Source organism: Micromonospora profundi, assembly GCF_011927785.1.
In the GTDB taxonomy this organism is placed as follows: Bacteria; Actinomycetota; Actinomycetes; order Mycobacteriales; family Micromonosporaceae; genus Micromonospora; species Micromonospora profundi.
Window position 1 is genome coordinate 2,762,667 of record NZ_JAATJK010000001.1, and the last position, 18,109, is coordinate 2,780,775.

Here is an 18,109-nt window from a genome sequence, read left to right on the forward strand (position 1 = left end):
CACTTTGGGCCGGTGACTGTTGCGCCGGTTGAAGCAGAGCAAAGGACACGAGCTGATACCGGTCCCCTCCGCTGGCGGGCCGACGTCTCGCGTTTCGCGGTAACGACAAGCCACGAACCGACCGCCACGTAACGTGAGAATGCAGCCGGCCAACGGCTGACGCAGGCGTGCACGGGGCCGCCAATCGGGCGGCGCTCGGTCGAGCACCGGGACGGACAGCCCTGCACCGCCGCCGGCCTACTCAGCCGCAGGAGGCGCGGACGATGTCCATGCTGTCGGTATTCAACCCTCGGCACACCGTCGCTCCCCCGGGATACAGCCGCTGGCTCATCCCGACGGCGGCGCTGGCCGTACATGTCTGCATCGGGCAGGTCTACGCCACAAGCGTCTACAAGAACTCCCTCATCGCGCACTTCGACACCAGCCAGACGGCGATCGGGGCGATCTTCAGCATCGCCATCGTCATGCTGGGGTCGTCCGCCGCCGTGGGTGGCCGCTGGGTGGAGCGCAACGGACCGCGCCGGGCCATGTTCGCCTCCGCCTGCTTCTGGGCCACCGGGTTCCTGGTAGGCGCGCTCGGCATCGCGACCCAGCAACTCTGGCTCCTCTACCTCGGGTACGGCGTCATCGGCGGTATCGGACTCGGCATCGGATACATCTCGCCCGTCTCGACCCTGATCAAGTGGTTCCCGGACCGGCCAGGTCTCGCCACCGGGCTGGCCATCATGGGGTTCGGCGGCGGCGCCCTTGTCGCCGGCCCGCTCGCGCGGCAACTGCTCTCCCTCTACGACTCCGGCTACAACCCGGACAACCCGGGTGCCGTGGCGTCGGGAAGCGCCCTCGTGGCGCTCTTCGTCACGTTCGGCATCGGCTACTTCGTGATCATGATGTTCGGCCCGTTCAACGTCCGGGTTCCCGCGCCGGACTGGCGGCCCGCCGGGTTCGACCCCGCGAGCGTCGCCAGCCGGCCGCTGGTGACGAGGGCGAGCGTGTCCGCGACGAGCGCCGTGCGTACGCGGGCGTTCTGGCTGCTGTGGATCGTGCTGTTCTGCAACGTCACGGCGGGCATCGGCATCCTGGAACAGGCCAGCCCGATGATCCAGGACTTCTTCCGGGACAACGGGACCACTGCCGTCTCGGTGTCGGCGGCAGCTGGCTTCGTGGGTGTGCTGTCGCTGTTCAACATGGCCGGGCGGTTCGTCTGGTCGACGACGTCCGACCTCATCGGCCGCAAGCCCATCTACATGGTCTACCTCGGCCTCGGCATGGTGCTGTACACGCTGCTCGCCGTGGCGGGGCACTCCGCGACCGCCGTCTTCGTGCTGATCGCCGCCGCGATCATCTCCTTCTACGGCGGCGGGTTCGCCACCATGCCCGCGTACCTGCGCGACCTCTTCGGCACCTTCCAGGTCGGCGCCATCCACGGCCGGCTGCTGACCGCCTGGTCAGCTGCGGGCGTCGCCGGTCCGCTTATCGTCAACGGCATCCTCGACACGCAGGGCAAGCCCGGCACGCTCACGGCGTCGGCGTACCGGCCGGCGCTGTTCACAATGGTCGGCATCCTCGCCATCGGCTTCATCGCCAACCTGCTGGTCCGTCCGGTGCCCGAGCGGTTCCACGAGCCGGACCGGGGGTCGGCGTCGCCCGTGGCGAAGGCAAGCGTCACCGAACCGGTCGCCCTCGGCCCGCAGAGCAACCCTCCGGTGCCCGAGCACGTGGGTGCCCAGACCGGGCGGCTCTGGTTGTCGTGGCTGCTCGTGGCGTTTCTCCTCGGGTACGGCATCGTCCAGACCGCCATCACCGCCGCGAAGCTGTTCACCGGCTGACGCGGTCATACCCGGACAACAGGGAAGGCACCCCGAGGGGGTGCCTTCCCACTGCTCAGAGCCGGGTCGTCGACGTCTCGTCGAGGCGTTCGCGCTGGGGCACGACCGTGTACTTCGGATCTCGCGCCGACACCTTGCCGGCCTCGAAGACACCGAACCGGGTGGCGGCCGACGAGGCCACCAGGACCGCGCCGGAGACCGCGGCCAGGAATCGGCTGCGGCGGCTGACCAGCGCCGCTGCGGTACCGACGGCGAGCAGCACCCGACCGGCCTTGACCAGGCGGCCACTGCGCCCGCGCGTGTAGGGCTCGCCGACCAGCCCCATCCGCTCCAGCCGGTGGCCGCCGGCGAACTCGACGGCGGCGGCGGCGAGTGCGAGTCGCCGCAGCGGCGCGGTCTGGGTGGCCGGCGCCGCTATCAGGCCGACCCCCGACGCGGCAGCGAGCGCGCTGCCGGCGAAGACGAACGGCAGCGACGGGTACGCCTCATGCCAGGACGGCACTGCGGTGTCGGCGAGCAGCACCCCGGTGTACGTGGCCAGTGCCGGCGCGGTGACTGCGGCGGCCAGGCCGGCGGCGTTGCCGACAGGAGGTGCCAGCCTGCGGGCAAGACCGAGCACGCCGTGCGGTGGGAGCCGGTGCGCGAGTTCGGCGACCGCTGCCACGCCGGCCAGTGGCCCGAACCCGGCGAGGATCCAGGTGCCCACCGACATGGGCGAGGTCAGCTTGGCGACCCGGAGCATGTGGTGGAACCGGCCCGGCCGGCCAAGGTCGTGAATCAGCAGGTACGTGCTGGCGACGACGCCCCCGAGGGCCGTCCACCGGCCGACAGCGCGCAGCTCGGGGCGCCCGGTCAGTTGTGCGCCAGCTCCGATGAGCGCGCCTCCGGCGGCGAGGCCGCCGGTGAACAGGTAGCCGGCGATGTCGTACTTCCACACCGGCGGTTTGAGTACCGGTCGGCCGTAGTAGGAGCTGAAGTCGGCCGGCGGCACCGTGAGCTGCTCGCCGCCGTCGCCGCGCCCACGTCCGCCCCCGCCCTCGCGCCTGTCTAGTCGGGTCTGGAACTCGCGGAACCGGGAGCCGACGGGCTCGTTCGGTGGCGTCGCGCCGGTCATGGTCGCCTGCCGAGGAATGCGACGGCCGTGACGGCGGCCATCGTCAGTGCGGCGAGGCCTGCGCGTTTCCACATCGCCGGCAGATCCCGCGTCGTCACCACCGGATCCGGCGGCAACCCATACACCTCCGGCTCATCCAACAACAAAAAGAACGCCCCATCACCACCCACACCATCGTTCGGGTCATGCCCGTACAACCGCGCCTCGGACACCCCCCGCTCATGCAACGTCGCCACCCGCACAGCAGCCCGCTCCCGCAACTCATCCAACGGCCCGTACTGGATCGACTCCGTCGGACACGCCTGCGCACACGCCGGCGTCATCCCCGCACCCAACCGGTCATAACACAGCGTGCACTTCCACGCCCGACCATCACCCCTACGCTGATCGATCACCCCATACGGACACGCCGAAATGCAGTACCCACACCCATTACAGATGTCCTCCTGCACCACCACCGTCCCGAACTCGGTCCGAAACAACGAACCCGTAGGACAGACATCCAAACAAGCCGCATGCGTGCAGTGCTTACACACATCCGACATCATCAACCAGCGGAAATCCGTACGCCCCTCCGCGCCCGTGCCCCGACCCGGCGGCTGCGCACCCGGCATCCCCAGAAACTCCGGACCGCCCGCCATCCGCGCCGCCGCGCCGGGCGATCCGGGCGGCAGGCCCGGGTTCGTGCCGGTGTCGACAGTGGTACGCGCGCCGACCGCCGCCGTGACCGGGCTGACAGTCGGCCCGTCCGGGTCGCCTTCGAACGCCGGGGTCGCCCAGCCTGCCGAGCGGGGCTGCTCGATGAACGCGACGTGTCGCCACGAGTTCGCGGTCAGCGCCCCGGTGTTGTCGTACGACATGCCCAGCAGGTCCAGGCCGCTCTCCGGGACGAGGTTCCACTCCTTGCACGCCACCTCGCACGCCTTGCACCCGATGCACACGCTCGTGTCGGTGAAGAACCCCATCCGCGGCGGCGCGTCCTCGTAGCCGGCGTCGGGCGCCGGGTCGAGCGGCCCGTACAGGGCGTTGGCGTGGGGCATCGGTCAGGCCTCCTGGTCGCTGCTGCTGTCGGCGACGTCGGTCGTGACCAACGGCGGGTAGCGGTGGCTCAGGTCCCCTGACCGCCGCCGGTAGTCGAAGACGAGGTCCAACAGGGCCTGCCCGTCGGGGCGTCGTCCGGGCCGTACGTCGCAGGTGCCGACCTTGCTCTCCTGGATGAGGACGTTGGGGTCGAGGGTGATGCCGAACAGGTCGTTTGCCGAGTCGCCGGTGACCAGACCCTCGAACCCGAAGTGGTACGGCAGCCACACCTGGTGGATGATCCGCCCGTCCACGCGCAGCGGGGTGACGCGGTCGGTCACCAGGACCTTCGCCTCGATGGCCGCGCGGGTGGTGACCAGGTGTGCCCAACCCAGGTGGCTCAGCCCGCGCAGGGCCGCCAACTCGGGCGACACCTCGACGAACATCTCCGGCTGCAACTCGGCGAGGTGCGGCACCGTACGACTCATCCCGCCGGCGGTGTGGTGTTCGGTGAGCCGGCTGACAGTGAAGACGTACGGGAAGACGTCGCTGTGCTCCTCGGGCGGGCTCGGGTTGAGCGTGTTGATCGGGTGTGTGTAGACCTTGCGGGTCGGGTTGGCCTGCTGCCGGTACAGCGGGTTGCGCACCGGCGACTCGACAGGCTCGTAGTGCGTCGGCAGCGGCCCGTCGAGGACGCCGCTGGGCGCGTACAGCCAGCCCTTGCCGTCGCCCTGAAGGACGAACGGGTCGTCGCCGGCGATGCCCGCCACGCCCGAGGTGTTCGGCGGCGGCCGGTATGACGGCGGTTTGGTCTTCTCGAAGTCCGGCACGTCGTAGCCGGTCCATTCGCCCTTGTCCGGGTCCCACCAGACGTACTTCTTGCGTTCGCTCCACGGTCTGCCGTCGGGGTCGGCGGAGGCACGGTTGTAGAGGATCCGCCGGTTCGCCGGCCACGCCCAACCCCACTCCGGGGCGACCAAGGACTGCTCGGCACCGGGTTTGCGGCGGGCGGCCTGGTTGACGCCGTCGGCGTACACGCCCGTGTAGATCCAGCAGCCGCCGGCGGTGCTGCCGTCGTCGGTCATCTCGGTGAAGCTCGACAACGGTCGGCCGCTCGCCACCTCGTACCCGTTGATCTCGTACAGCACGGCTTCGGCGCTCGGCTCGGCGTTCGGGCCGTGCGTGGGGTAGTTCCAGTTGAGGTCGAGCAGCGCCCGGTCGCGGGGACGGGTCGACTGTGCCAGGCGTTCCCGGATGATGCGGCCGAGGTGGTAGAAGAACCACAGCTCGGAGCGGGCGTCGCCTGGCGGCTCGACGGCCTTCTCGCGCCACTGCAACAGGCGCTGCGTCTGGGTGAACGTGCCCTCCTTCTCCACGTGCGAGGCGGCGGGCAGGAAGAACACCTCGGTACGGCACTCCTCCGGGACGATCTCGCCGGTGGCCACCTCGGGACCGTTCTGCCAGAACGCCGCACTCTCGATCATGAACAGATCCCGGACCACAAGCCAGTCCAGATTCGCCATGCCGAGCCGCTGCGCCCGCCCGTGCGCCGAGCCGACCGCCGGGTTCTGACCCAGCAGGAAATAGCCCTTGATCTTCCCGTCGATCATGTTCAACACCTGCTGGTACGTGCCGTGATCGCCGGTCATCCGCGGCAGGTAGCCGTAGCAGTAGTCGTTCTCGGCGGTGGCCGCGTCCCCCCAGTACGCCTTGAGCAGGTTCACCCCGTAGGCGCGGGCGTTGTCCCAGAAGCCCTTCTGCCCCGGGTGGCGGATGCTGTTCACCCACTCGTCGAAGGTCGGGTGATCGGCGTGGTGCGGCATCGGAAGGTAGCCCGGCAGCAGGTTGAACAACGTCGGAATGTCGGTGGAGCCCTGGATGCTGGCGTGACCGCGCAGCGCCATCACCCCACCACCCGGGCGACCCATGTTGCCCAGCAACAGCTGGATGATCGCGCCGGTCCGGATGTACTGCACACCGACGCTGTGCTGCGTCCACCCGACCGAGTAGACGAGCATGCTCGTCCGCTCCCGGCCCGAGTTCGCCGTCCACGCCTGGGCGAGTTCGAGGAATCTCTCCTGCGGGATGCCGCAGACCCGCTCCACCATCTCCGGCGTGTAGCGCGCGTAGTGCCGTTTCAGGATCTGGTACACGCAGCGCGGATGCTGCAACGTCTCGTCGCGCTGGGTCTGCCCGCCCACCTGGGCGCCGTGCGACTCGTGTTCCAACCCCGCCGCGGTCTCCCGCTGCCTCTCGGTGTCATGGGTGGAGCCGTTGTCCTCGTTCCCCTCGTACTGCCAGCTGGTCTGGTCGTAGCTGGCGGTCTCCTCGTTGAAGCCGGAGAAGAGGCCGTGCAGGTCCTCGGTGTCGCGGTACTCCTCGGTCACGATCGTCGCGGCGTTGGTGTAGGCGACGACGTACTCCCGGAAGTCCAGCTCGTTCTCCAGGATGTAGCGCACCACCCCACCCAGCAACGCGATGTCCGTACCCGCCCGGATCGGCAGGTAGCTGTCCGCCACCGCACTGGTCCGCGTGAACCGCGGATCGACGTGGAACACCTTCGCACCACGACGCTTGGCCTCCATCACCCACTGGAAACCCACAGGATGCGCCTCGGCCATGTTCGAACCCTGAATGACGATCATGTCGGAGTTCGACAGGTCCTGCTGGAACTGGGTGGCGCCGCCACGACCGAAGCTGGCCCCCAGACCGGGGACGGTGGCGGAGTGTCAAATACGCGCCTGGTTCTCGATCTGGAGCGCCCCCATCGCGGTGAACAACTTCTTGATGAGGTAGTTCTCCTCGTTGTCCAGCGTCGCCCCGCCCAGGCTGGAGATCCCGAGCGTCCGGTTGAGTGGCCGGCCCTCGTCGTCGACGTCCTCCCAGGTCTCGTCCCGGGCTGCCAAGATCCGATCGGCGATCATGTTCAGCGCCGTGTCGAGGTCGAGGTCCTCCCACTCGGTGCCGTACGGCCGCCGGTAGCGGACCTTCGTCGGCCGCAGCGGGCTCGTCACGAGACTCTTGCTCGCCGAGCCTTTCGGGCAGAGCCGACCTCGCGAGATCGGGCTGTCCGGATCACCCTCGATCTGACTGACCCGCCCGTCCTTGACGAACACCCGCTGACCACAACCCACAGCGCAGTACGGGCACACGGACCGGGCCATCGAGTCGGCGGTCTCCGTGCGGGCGGTAAGCGACAGTGAACGGGCGGATTTGGCCGCGGCACCCCGACCGAGCGGGTCGGTGCCGGTGAGCTGGCGATAGAGCGGCCAGCGCTCGATCCAGCGGCGCACCCCCATCGCAGCACCTTCCCGGCCAATCCCGCATATGCGAACAACCTGACGCTAGTCGAGTGCCGGCCGGGTCGCAGCGGGATCACGAGAGTCATACCTCCTAGCTGGCGGCCTTGTCACGGACGGAGCGCGGATACCGGAAGGCCGCAAGCAGACCGGTGACGACAGCGGTCGCCAGCAGGATCGTCACCACGTAGAACAGCACCGTGTCACCCAGGGAGCGGGGCGGAAAGACGTCCTCGAGGAGCCAACCGACGCCCATCCCCAGCCCCAGGCAGGTGTGCATCGCGGCCCGCAGGCGCGGTGAGGGCTGCGGGCGGCCGAAGATCCGGGGCACCGCCGTGCCGCCACGGCTCCTGGCGAGCAGCACGGCGGCGACGGCGAGGTTTGCCCCGGCAGCGACGGCGGCCAGGACGAGGTCCACGGATTCCATGCGGCAGACCGTAGCGTCTGGTGGCCAGTGACAGGGGCTGCCAAAGATCGCTGTCTTCGCGCTGGATCGCCACCGTCGGCTGCCGGCCGTGCGGACCGACGGGCTCGTGCGAACGAACGCTCCGCGACCACGCAACTGTGAGGAAGTTGAGAACCTCGCGCCGGCACGACGAGGCGCTAGTCGACCGCGATGCGCAGGCCACGCACCGGTGAGGCGATGACCAGAGCGAGGCTGAGCACGACGGGCACAGCCAGCACCAGGTATGCGACCCGGACTCCGTAGGTGTCTGCGGCCAGCCCTCCGGTCAGGGCGCCGAACGGAGTGCCGCCCCAGGCCAGCATGCGCCCGGTGGTGTTGACGCGGCCCTGCAACGCATCGGGTGTGAGCAGTTGGCGCACAGTGATTCCGTTCGCGTTCACGGTCAGACGCGCCACGGCCCAGATGGCCCACCACGCCGCCGCCAGGGCGAACACCGATGTGCCGGCCAAGCCGATGAGGGCCGCGACGAAGATGACGAGCCCCGTGATGGACAGCGTTCCCTGGCCGGCCCACCGGCTGGCCCTGGGCAGGATGACGGCGGCCACCAGTGAGCCGACCGCGACGGCCGCGTAGAGCAGACCCAGGCGCTGGTCCTCCGGGCTCAGATCGAGCACCTCGTCGGCGTGGACGATGAGCAGACCCAGCACGCCGCCGGCGGCGACGTTGAGCCCGAAACCGGCAGCGGTCAGCGTCCGCAGGACCCGCGTCCGCCAGAGGTGGCGCAGTCCTTCGGCGATCTCGGCCCGCACCCGGCGGGCCACCGTCGGCCCCGGATCCAACCCAGTGCGGATCTGGGCGAGCAGCGCGGCGGACACCAGGTAGGTGGCGGCGTCGAAGGCCAGCACCAGGGTGGGATCGGTGATAGCGGCAAGTAGCCCGGCGGTGGCGGGCGCGGCGATTTCCAGCACGATCTCGGTGGACCAGATGAGACTGTTCGCCCGGGTGACCCCCGGCTTGCCGACGATTCGCACGAAGGCGCCCCACGCCGCGGCGTCGAACCAGCAGAAACCGCAACCCACGCCGAATGCCACGACGAGCAGGTACCAGGGGGCAAGCACATCGAACAACGCGGCGACCGGCACGGTGGCGAGCAGCAGTGCGCAGCACACGTCCGCGATGATCATCATGCGCTTACGCCGCAGGCGGTCGGCGGCAGCGCCGGCGAACAACCCGAACAGCAGGTACGGCAGGGCTTCGAGGCCGACCACCGCCGCGGTCAGCATCGGGGAGGCGCTCGTGCGGTAGACCAGCAGTGGCAGGGCGACGGCACTGGCAGCGGTCCCGGCGACCGAGATCGATCGGGCGAGGTACCAGTAGGAGAAGTCGCGGTGGAACAGCCGGCGTCCGTTGACGCCGGCTGTCTCGATGCGCTGCGCCACCGCCTGCTTCAGGCCAGCAGTGCGAGTTGCCGATCGTCGATGCTGGTCAGTGCGAGGTGCAGGTCCGCCGCCAGATCGTCGGCGAGGCGAGTCATCGACGCACCCTCCTCGTCACCCGGGTGGAAGCAGAGAGTGCCGCCACCGGGGCTGCCGGATCGAGCCATCAGTTCACCGTTCTCGGCGCCGGGGTGGAAGAACTTCTCCTCAGTAGACATATTTCCTCATCTCGTTCGGACCGGATGTGGTCAGCTGATGGTCGCCAGGTCCGGCGACGGCCACAGGTGCCACCCCCGCCCGGTCGGGACGACGGGCATCCCATGCCGCACCAGGCTGAAGCGCTCCAGCCCGGGGGCGATCGTGGTGGCTACCGCGATCGGTGAGTCGACCGGGGCGACCTCGCACACGTGGTAGCCGATGCCGTGACGGACCAGAGCCCGCCGGATGTGCTCCAGCCCCCACCCCGGGCTGCCGTCGCCGGCTACGTCCGCGCGTAGCGGCACCGCCCGCACCGGCCCGGAGAGCAACTTGTCGAGTGGCATCAGGGCACATCGTTGCAGTGCCGGCCAGGCCGCCAGACGCTGGACCGCAGGCGAGCCGGCGGCGGGTGAGGAGAGCGCAGAGACCTGGATCAGCTCGCTGAGGGCGCGCGCCGCGGCGTCGGTGGCCCAGAGCGAAGCGCCGGCCCCGAGCCGGGTCGGCTCGCCGGCGGCCGTCGGGCTGGCCGCCAGGTAAACCGGCACATCCAGGTCGGTGGTGACGTCGAGCAGGTGTACGGGTGCGCCGGCCGCCCGTACGGCCTCTGCATGCAGTGAACGCAACCCGTCCGGCAGATCCCCGACCGGCACGAGGTCGACGTCCGCGACGCCGGCGACATACCAACGCAGCAGTGCCTGCCCGAGCCCGTCGTGTTCGATCAGCTCGCAGAGGCCGTGATAGACGGCCTCTTCCAAATCGACGCCGGCCGCGGTGCCCAGGCTGGACGAGTACCGCAGCAGACTGCGGTACGGCCGGACGTCGTCCCCCGCCACCGGCCACCGGTAGTAGCGCGGATCGGCGAGAAATGTGGGATAACGGACCTCGCCGTAGGGGGCACACGCCGCGACAGAGTCCGGAAACTCCGCCGCCCACCGCTGTACGACCAGGTCGGCATCCAGGGCAGACTGTCCGGCCACGACGTTCGCCGGCAGCAGCCTCGTGGCGTCCGCGTTCCATCGACGGTTGTCGCGGGCAGACATGAGATGGCGCTCCAGGGCCTCGAAGTACGCGCTCGCCGCGCCCTGGGGACCCGCTCCCTTTCCCACACCCACGGCGACCAGTGCTCCGTCCCGGAACAGCGTGACGCGCATGGTCGGTGATGCGGCCGGGCCGAGGGCCACCGCCCGCGCCGTGAGGCCGAGCCGCTTGATCTCAGTCGAGGCTGTCGCGAGGGCGTACTCCGCGGGCACGGATCGGAACGGCACCGCGGCCTCCCCGGGACTATTCACCGGCCCGAACTGTGTCAGCGAGTTGCCCTGATGTCAACGGTGGTAGCGAGCCCGTGGGGCAGAGCCAAATGACCACGCTGTCAGCAGGGGCACGGAGCCAGCCTCAGCCACCACATCCGCCGTCACCGCCGACCACCTGGCTGGGGTCGGCGGTCCCACAACACCAGGCCCGTGAGCAGCATCGCAACGCCCACAGCGACCATGCCCAGCCCCACCGCCGTGCGGGCGGCATGACCCCCTGCGGGACCACCGGGATCCAGCCGACCGTCAGCAGCGCCACCGCCCATGCCGTCGCCTTGTTCTCCCGGTACCACTCGGCGTCCCACCTCATCGGAATCACCGTTTCGGGAGGCCTGCTCCGCTGGCCCGTGGCGCCCGCGCCGAGCAGAGCCGGCAGGACGGAGAGTGCGGCCGCTCCGGAAAGTCGAGGCCGTTGGGCAGCACGCCGGTCAACGCGCGTGTTATTTCACGACGACGAAATGGATCGTCACGATTCCCAAGGCCGTCCTGGACTCTACAAGGACGGCAGTATCTTCGTCATCGACGACTTCGTGATGTCCGGCGATTTCCTCACGACGCTGAGGGAGCGCCTTGTCGACTCCGGGTCGGCGGTCGAGCGGATCCGGACGGCGTCGGCCGCGGTGACGCGTGTCGCGCTCAGGAACCACGAGGCTCCCGAGTACTACTGGTGGCTCGCCGACAGTGACGACTTCTATTTCCCGTGGGGCAGGGCCAAGTAGCCGTCAGGGCACCGGGTGACGGCTCGCCGACCCACCACCGGCGGCGAATCGGCAGTTTGAGACGGACGAGCCGCACGGAAGTTCAATTCACCCGTCGTGTGGCTACTCACGCCTTTTTCGCATACGTCTTGTTGAATCACGTGCGACTGCGGCGCTAGCTTTGTCCATGGCGCCGGAAATCGCAAACCGCGATCAACAATCCGGAATTCGACGCCGCGGCGGACGCCCGCCGACAAGGTCCGGGAGTCCCCGTCCGAAAATAGACGTGCAAAGGTGTGTGCGGCATGAATCAACAGCGTCCAGTGCCGGATCCCGGCAGTCCACTATGGACGGCGGCGAACGGCTTCGTGGTACGTCGGGACGAGGGAATCCCCAAGCTGGTCAACGGTGGCAACGAGTCGACCCTGGTCAAGGTCACCGGGGACCAAACCGATGGCAAGCTCAGCCTCATGTCGATGGACGTCGCGCCCGGCTTCGGCAACATCCCGCACGCCCACGGTGCGGAGGACGAGGCGTTCTACATCGAGTCCGGCAAATTCCGGTTCATCAACGGTGCGGGCACCTTCGACGCCGGGCCCGGTGACTTCGTCTACGTTCCGCGCCTCACCCGCCACGCGTTCAAGAACCTGAGCGACGAGCCGGCCCGGCTCATGGTCTTCTACACGCCGGCCGGAGCCGAGCAGTTCTTTCTCGACTTCGCCGACGATCCCGACCCGTCGGGCAATCCGCCTGCGGAATGGACAGCCGAGAGGTTCGCCGCGATGGCGGACGCCCTGGACGCCCACCAGATGATCCTGATGCCCAGCGGCGACGACTGGGCGTGAGCGCGGCGGACCGGCGACCGTTGCGCGACAGGCAGGTCCGCACACCGCGAATGCCGGCGGAGCCGCGTCAGGTCAGGCGGCGTGGTGGATCGGGGTGTCGAGTTCGCTGAGCGGGCGACCTGAACCGCCCCAGGCCCGCGCGGTGATCTCGGCGGCGATCGCCACCGCCGTCTCCTCCGGCGTCCGCGCACCCAGGTCCAGGCCGATCGGCGAGCAGAGCCGGGCCAACGCGCCCTCGCCCACACCCGCCTCGCGCAGCCGGCGCATCCGGTCGTCGTGTGCACGGCGGCTGCCCATCACGCCGATGTAGCGGGCAGGTGTGAGCAGGGCGACCTGGAGCAGCGGCACGTCGAACTTGGGGTCGTGGGTCAGGACGCAGAGCACCGTGCGGTCGTCGATGGTCGTCGACTCCAGGTACTTGTGCGGCCACTGGACGACGAGGTCATCGGCGGCCGGGAAACGCGAGCGGGTGGCGAACACGGGTCGGGCGTCGCAGACCGTCACGTGGTAACCGAGGAAGGTGCCCATCCGGGCCATCGCGGCGGCGAAGTCGATCGCCCCGAAGATGATCATCCGGGGCGGCGGCACGTACGACTGGACGAACACGCTCACGTCGTCGCCGCGCTGTTCGCCCTGCCGTCCAAGGTGAAGCGTGCCGGTGGTGCCGAGGGCGAGCATCCCGGCCGCCTGTCGAGCCGCCGCGTCGTCCAGGTCGGGTGCGCCCAGGCTGCCCGCGATCCGATCGGGCCAGATCACGAGTTGCGCGTTCTCCATCGTCGCGGTGGCGACCGGACGGCCGTCGCGAATCGCTGCCAGCACCTCGTCGGGCTCGGTCAACGCGACGTCCGGCTGCACGAGCACCTGGATGGTGCCGCCGCAGGTCAGACCGACGTCGAACGCGTCGTCGTCGCTGACACCGTAGGTCGCGGTGTGGGCCGTCCCGGTCTCGATGGCGGTGCGGCAGAGGTCGTACACGGCGGCCTCGACGCAGCCGCCCGAGATGCTGCCCAGCGCCTCGCCATCGGCGGAGACCGCCATGGCCGCGCCCGGAGGCCGAGGTGCCGACTGCCATGTCCGGACGACTGTCGCGACGGCGAACGCGACGCCACGAGTGCGCCAGTCCGTCAGCCCGTCGGCGATGTCCCGCATGGCCGCACCATCCGCGAGGGCCTGCGGCACCGTCAACGGCGACCTAAGCAACTGCTTAGGTCGCCGTTGACTTTGACCACCGCCGGCCTCAGATTGCACCGGACTGCGGAGGTACGACATGCAGGTACCGGCACCGTTCGAGTACGAGCGAGCCACCAGTGTGGACCATGCGATCAGCCTGTTGGAGCGTTTGGGCAGCACAGCCCGCCTGATCGCCGGCGGGCACAGCCTGCTGCCGATGATGAAGCTTCGGCTGGCCAACTTCGACTATCTGATCGACATCAACGACCTGCACGGCGAGCTGGGCTACATCGAGTCCGGCCCGGACGAGGTGCGGATCGGCGCGCTCACCCGGCACCGGGAGTTGCTCGACTCTCAGGTGCTGGCGGCGGCGTTCCCCATCTTCGCCGACGCGGAACGGGTGATCGCCGATCCGGTGGTGCGCAACAGGGGCACGCTGGGCGGCTCGCTCTGCCAGGCCGACCCCTCCGAGGACCTCTCGGCGGTCTGCACGACGCTTGACGCGCGGTGCGTGATCCGCGGTCCGGGCGGCGCGGAGCGGGTCGTGTCGATGGAGGAGTTCCATGTCGGGCCGTACGAGACCGCCGTCGCCGACGGCGAGATGCTCGTCGAGGTACGGCTACCGGTGCGGCCGGGCTGCGGCAGCGCGTACGCCAAGGTGGAGCGCAGGGCCGGCGACTGGGCCGTGGTGTCGGCCGGCGCTGCCGTGTGGCTCGACGGCGGCGTGATCGCCGACGCCCGGGTCGGACTCGCGGCGGTCGGTCCCAACACGACGGGAATCCCGGAGATCTCCGCCGCGCTGCGCGGGCAGGAGCCCTCGGAGGCCCTCTACGAGCAGGCCGGGGCGATCGCGGCGCGCAGCTGCGACCCGGTGACCGACCAGCGCGGCAGTGCCGACTACAAGCGGCATCTGGCCGTCGAGCTGACCAGGCGGACCCTGCGCCGGGCCGTGGAACGGGCGAGGAGCTGAGCATGCAGGTCACCATGACCGTCAACGACGTCGAGGTCACCCGGGAGATCGAGGCCCGGCTGCTGCTGGTGCACTTCCTGCGGGACGTGCTGGGTCTGACCGGCACGCACTGGGGCTGCGACACCAGCAACTGCGGCACCTGCGTGGTCTGGCTCGACGGCGAGCCGGTGAAGTCGTGCACCGTGCTCGCGGCGATGGCCGGCGGCCACCAGGTGCGTACCGTCGAGGGTCTCGCCAAGGGCGCCCAGCTCGACCCGGTCCAGGAAGGCTTCATGCAGTGCCACGGCCTGCAGTGCGGCTTCTGCACGCCGGGGATGATGATGACCGCACGGGCGCTGCTCGACCGCAACCCCGACCCGAGCGAGACGGAGATCCGAGAGGCCATCTCGGGTCAGATCTGCAGGTGCACGGGGTACGCCACGATCGTCCGCTCGGTCCGCTGGGCCGCCGTGGCCGAGGCGCAGGCCGCAGCCACTGTCACCGAGACCACCGAATCGACCGAGGCCGGCGAGATCGACAACGCCGGCCAGCCCGCGGAGGCCGTCGCATGACCACCGTGCACGAGCGCGTGGACACGTTCCACGACAACGACCAGAAACCCGTCGGGTACGGCCGGATGCTGCGCAAGGAGGACCCGAGGTTCCTGCGCGGGCGCGGCCGGTACGTCGACGACGTCCAACTGCCCGGCATGCTGCACCTGGCGATCCTCCGGTCGCCGGTGGCACACGCGCGCATCGTCAGCATCGACACGAGTGCCGCCGAGGCGTCGCCCGGGGTGCGCGCTGTGGTGACCGGCGCCGCGCTGGCGCAGCAGAACCTTGCCTGGATGCCCACGCTCTCCAACGACGTGCAGGCGGTCCTCGCCACCGACAAGGTGCGTTTCCAGGGTCAGGAGGTCGCGTTCGTCGTTGCCGACGACCGCTATCTGGCGCGCGACGCGCTGGAGCTGATCGACGTCGAGTACGACATCCTGGAGCCGGTGATCGACGCCCGCCGCGCGTTGGAGCCGGACGCGCCGCTGATCCGGGACGACCTGGAAGGCAAGACGAACAACCACTGCTTCGACTGGGAGACCGGCGACGAGGCGGCCACCGAGGCGGTCTTCGCCCGCGCCGACGTCGTGGTCAGCCAGGACCTCGTCTACCCCCGGGTGCACCCGGCGCCGATGGAGACGTGCGGTGCGGTCGCCGACTACGACGCCGTCGAGGGCAAGCTGCGGCTGTGGTCGACCACCCAGGCGCCGCACGCGCACCGCACCCTCTACGCCATCGTGGCTGGCCTGCCCGAACACAAGATCCAGGTGATCGCGCCGGACATCGGCGGCGGGTTCGGCAACAAGGTGCCGATCTACCCCGGGTACGTCTGCGCGATCGTCGCCTCGATCGTCACCGGCAAGCCGGTGAAGTGGATGGAGGACCGGTCGGAGAATCTCATCAGCACCGGCTTCGCCCGCGACTACATCATGCGCGGCGAGATCGCGGCGACCCGCGACGGCCGGATCCTCGGCATCCGCACCAATGTGCTTGCCGACCACGGCGCGTTCAACGGCACCGCGGCGCCCGTGAAGTACCCGGCCGGCTTCTTCGGGGTGTTCACCGGCAGCTACGACATCGAGGCCGCGTACTGCAAGATGACAGCGGTCTTCACCAACAAGGCGCCCGGCGGCGTCGCGTACGCCTGCTCGTTCCGGATCACCGAGGCCGTCTACCTTGTCGAGCGGATCGTCGACTGCCTCGCCGACGAGCTGGGCATGGACCCGGCCGAGCTGCGGTTGAAGAACTTCATCCAGCCGGAGCAGTTCCCGTACACGACGAAGACCGGCTGGGTGTACGACTCGGGCAACTACGAGCCGACGATGCGGCTGGCGATGGACATGGCCGGCTACGACGAGTTGCGCCGCGAGCAGGCGGAAAAGCGCGCCCGCGGCGAGCTGATGGGCATCGGCATCGCGTTCTTCACCGAGGCCGTCGGCGCCGGGCCGCGCAAGAACATGGACATTCTCGGACTGGGCATGGCCGACGGCTGCGAGCTGCGCGTCCACCCGACCGGAAAGGCCGTGGTACGCCTCAGCGTGCAGTCGCAGGGTCAGGGGCACGAGACGACGTTCGCGCAGATCATCGCCGAGGAGATCGGGATTCCGCCGGCCGACATCGAGGTGCTGCACGGCGACACCGACAACACCCCGTTCGGCCTCGGCACGTACGGCAGCCGCTCCACGCCCGTGTCGGGTGCGGCGGCGGCCCTGGTGGCCCGCAAGGTCCGCGACAAGGCCCGGATCATCGCCTCCGCGATGCTTGAGGTCTCGGTGGCGGACCTGGAGTGGGACAAGGGGTCGTTCCACGTCGCCGGTGACCCGGGCAGGTCCGTCACGATCCAGGACATCGCCATGCGCGCGCACGGCGCTGGTGACCTGCCCGAGGGCATCGAGGGCGGGCTGGAGGCGCAGATCTGCTACAACCCGTCGAACCTGACCTACCCGCACGGCGCGTACATCTGCGTGGTGGACATCGACCCGGGCACCGCGCAGGTGACGGTGCGACGGTTCATCGCTGTCGACGACTGCGGCACCCGGATCAACCCGATGATCATCGAGGGGCAGGTGCACGGCGGGCTCACCGACGGCGTCGGCATGGCCCTCATGGAGATGATCGCGTTCGACGAGGACGGCAACTGTCTCGGCGCATCCCTGATGGACTACCTGATCCCGACGTCGCTGGAAGTGCCCGACTGGGAGACCGGCTTCACCGTCACCCCGTCGCCCCATCACCCGATCGGCGCGAAGGGCGTGGGCGAGTCGGCAACTGTCGGTTCGCCGCCGGCGATCGTCAACGCCGTCATCGACGCCTTGAAGCCCTTCGGCGTACGCCACGCCGACATGCCGCTGACGCCGTCGCGGGTCTGGGACGCGATGCGCGGCCAGGCCCGGCCGCCGATCTGAGAGGGCCGACGATGACCACCATCGCGGAGCGGGCCCAGGAGTTGACAGTCACTCGGGAGCCGTTCGTGCACGCCACAGTGGTCCGCGCGCAGGAGCCGACGTCGGCCCGGCCGGGCGACGCCGCGGTGATCCGCTCGGACGGTTCGATCGAGGGCTTCGTGGGTGGGGTGTGCGCCGAGGGTTCGGTGCGGGCGGCTGCCCTGGACGCCCTGCGCGACGGCACCGCCGTGCTGCTGCGGGTGCTGCCGGAGGAATCGGCGCCGTTTCCCGAGGCGCCGGGGGCGCGGGTGGTGGTCAACCCGTGCCACTCCGGCGGCGCGATCGAGATCTTCCTCCAGCCGAGGCTGCCCGCGCCGGCGCTGCGCGTTGTCGGTGCCACACCGATCAGTGACGCGGTGGCGACCCTCGCCCGGTTCCTCGACTTCGACGTCGTGACCTCCGAGGACTACGCCGGCTGCACGGCGGTCGTGGTGGCCGGGCTGGGCAGGGGCGAGCAGGACGCCATCCGGGCGGCCCTCGACGCGGGCGTGGGGTTCGTGGCGCTTGTCGCCAGCCACAAGCGCGGCGCGGCCGTGCTCGACGAGCTGGAGTTGAGCGACGCCGAACGCGCCCTCGTCCACTCGCCCGCCGGCCTCGACATCGGCGCGCACACGCCGCAGGAGATCGCGCTGTCCATCCTGTCCGAGGTGGTCCGTGCCATCCGGGTGGACGGCCTGCGCCCGGCCGCGGGCGCGGTCGTCACCAGGCCCGAGCAGTCCGTCGACCCGGTGTGCGGGATGACAGTTCTGATCGGGCCGGACACCCCGCACGCCCGGGTCGACGGTCAGGACGTCTGGTTCTGCTGCGCCGGCTGCCTCGCGACCTACACGGCGGCGTAAC

Annotated in this window: 15 protein-coding genes and 1 pseudogene; 7 read left to right on the plus strand and 9 right to left on the minus strand. The window is 69.7% G+C overall.

Translation table 11 applies throughout. The features are described from left to right. Positions 1 to 269: 269 nt before the first annotated feature. Positions 270 to 1,826, plus strand: coding sequence for an OFA family MFS transporter (locus F4558_RS12225; RefSeq protein WP_167947412.1), 1,557 nt, complete (start codon positions 270 to 272; stop codon positions 1,824 to 1,826). Between the two features lie 55 nt (positions 1,827 to 1,881). On the opposite strand, the gene nrfD is transcribed toward F4558_RS12225, so the two are convergent. The 8 genes and pseudogenes from nrfD to F4558_RS12265 all read right to left on the minus strand — a co-directional run bounded on the left by nrfD (position 1,882) and on the right by F4558_RS12265 (position 10,919). After that, the gene (gene nrfD / locus F4558_RS12230; RefSeq protein WP_167944077.1) at positions 1,882 to 2,940 is read right to left on the minus strand and encodes an NrfD/PsrC family molybdoenzyme membrane anchor subunit; all 1,059 of its coding nucleotides are present in this window, start codon (positions 2,938 to 2,940) and stop codon (positions 1,882 to 1,884) included. Beyond that, positions 2,937 to 3,980, minus strand: coding sequence for a 4Fe-4S dicluster domain-containing protein (locus F4558_RS12235; protein ID WP_167944079.1), 1,044 nt, complete (start codon positions 3,978 to 3,980; stop codon positions 2,937 to 2,939). Before F4558_RS12235 ends, nrfD begins: the two co-directional genes overlap by 4 nt. Before the next feature lie 30 nt (positions 3,981 to 4,010). Beyond that, positions 4,011 to 7,259: pseudogene (fdh, locus tag F4558_RS12240) on the minus strand (formate dehydrogenase); the annotation flags it as partial. 94 nt (positions 7,260 to 7,353) lie between these two features. Next, positions 7,354 to 7,686: a hypothetical protein gene (locus F4558_RS12245; RefSeq protein WP_053652829.1), complete on the minus strand. Its 333-nt coding sequence runs from the start codon at positions 7,684 to 7,686 to the stop codon at positions 7,354 to 7,356. A gap of 176 nt (positions 7,687 to 7,862) precedes the next feature. Then, entirely contained in the window at positions 7,863 to 9,104 is a 1,242-nt protein-coding gene (locus F4558_RS12250; RefSeq protein WP_053652830.1) for an MFS transporter, read from the minus strand. Positions 9,105 to 9,112: 8 nt separating this feature from the next. Beyond that, positions 9,113 to 9,319, minus strand: coding sequence for a hypothetical protein (locus tag F4558_RS12255; RefSeq protein ID WP_053652831.1), 207 nt, complete (start codon positions 9,317 to 9,319; stop codon positions 9,113 to 9,115). Between the two features lie 30 nt (positions 9,320 to 9,349). After that, positions 9,350 to 10,564: a YcaO-like family protein gene (locus F4558_RS12260; RefSeq protein WP_053652832.1), complete on the minus strand. Its 1,215-nt coding sequence runs from the start codon at positions 10,562 to 10,564 to the stop codon at positions 9,350 to 9,352. 127 nt (positions 10,565 to 10,691) lie between these two features. Then, on the minus strand, positions 10,692 to 10,919 hold the full coding sequence (locus F4558_RS12265) for a hypothetical protein (protein WP_157552271.1): 228 nt from the start codon (positions 10,917 to 10,919) through the stop codon (positions 10,692 to 10,694). Between the two features lie 127 nt (positions 10,920 to 11,046). Between F4558_RS12265 and F4558_RS12270 the strand changes: the two genes are divergently transcribed. Together F4558_RS12270 and F4558_RS12275 are read left to right on the plus strand one after the other, a co-directional pair. Continuing rightward, a complete protein-coding gene (locus tag F4558_RS12270; protein ID WP_157552273.1) occupies positions 11,047 to 11,328 on the plus strand; it encodes a hypothetical protein in 282 nt (93 codons plus the stop codon). A 284-nt stretch (positions 11,329 to 11,612) separates the two neighbouring features. Continuing rightward, complete coding sequence (locus F4558_RS12275) at positions 11,613 to 12,152, plus strand: cupin domain-containing protein (protein WP_053652834.1); 540 nt, start codon at positions 11,613 to 11,615, stop codon at positions 12,150 to 12,152. A 72-nt stretch (positions 12,153 to 12,224) separates the two neighbouring features. Here the strand turns inward: F4558_RS12275 and F4558_RS12280 are convergent, their stop codons facing one another. Continuing rightward, the gene (locus F4558_RS12280; protein WP_053652835.1) at positions 12,225 to 13,301 is read right to left on the minus strand and encodes an XdhC family protein; all 1,077 of its coding nucleotides are present in this window, start codon (positions 13,299 to 13,301) and stop codon (positions 12,225 to 12,227) included. Between the two features lie 118 nt (positions 13,302 to 13,419). Between F4558_RS12280 and F4558_RS12285 the strand changes: the two genes are divergently transcribed. From F4558_RS12285 to F4558_RS12300, 4 genes are read left to right on the plus strand one after another with little or no spacing between them, the layout of a single operon-like run. Continuing rightward, positions 13,420 to 14,292: an FAD binding domain-containing protein gene (locus F4558_RS12285; RefSeq protein ID WP_053652836.1), complete on the plus strand. Its 873-nt coding sequence runs from the start codon at positions 13,420 to 13,422 to the stop codon at positions 14,290 to 14,292. Between the two features lie 2 nt (positions 14,293 to 14,294). Further along, complete coding sequence (locus F4558_RS12290) at positions 14,295 to 14,843, plus strand: (2Fe-2S)-binding protein (protein WP_053652837.1); 549 nt, start codon at positions 14,295 to 14,297, stop codon at positions 14,841 to 14,843. Continuing rightward, entirely contained in the window at positions 14,840 to 17,230 is a 2,391-nt protein-coding gene (locus tag F4558_RS12295) for an aerobic carbon-monoxide dehydrogenase large subunit (protein ID WP_053652838.1), read from the plus strand. The genes F4558_RS12290 and F4558_RS12295 overlap by 4 nt, the downstream gene beginning before the upstream one ends. Before the next feature lie 11 nt (positions 17,231 to 17,241). Further along, entirely contained in the window at positions 17,242 to 18,108 is an 867-nt protein-coding gene (locus F4558_RS12300; protein WP_053652839.1) for an XdhC family protein, read from the plus strand. Position 18,109 lies beyond the last annotated feature (1 nt).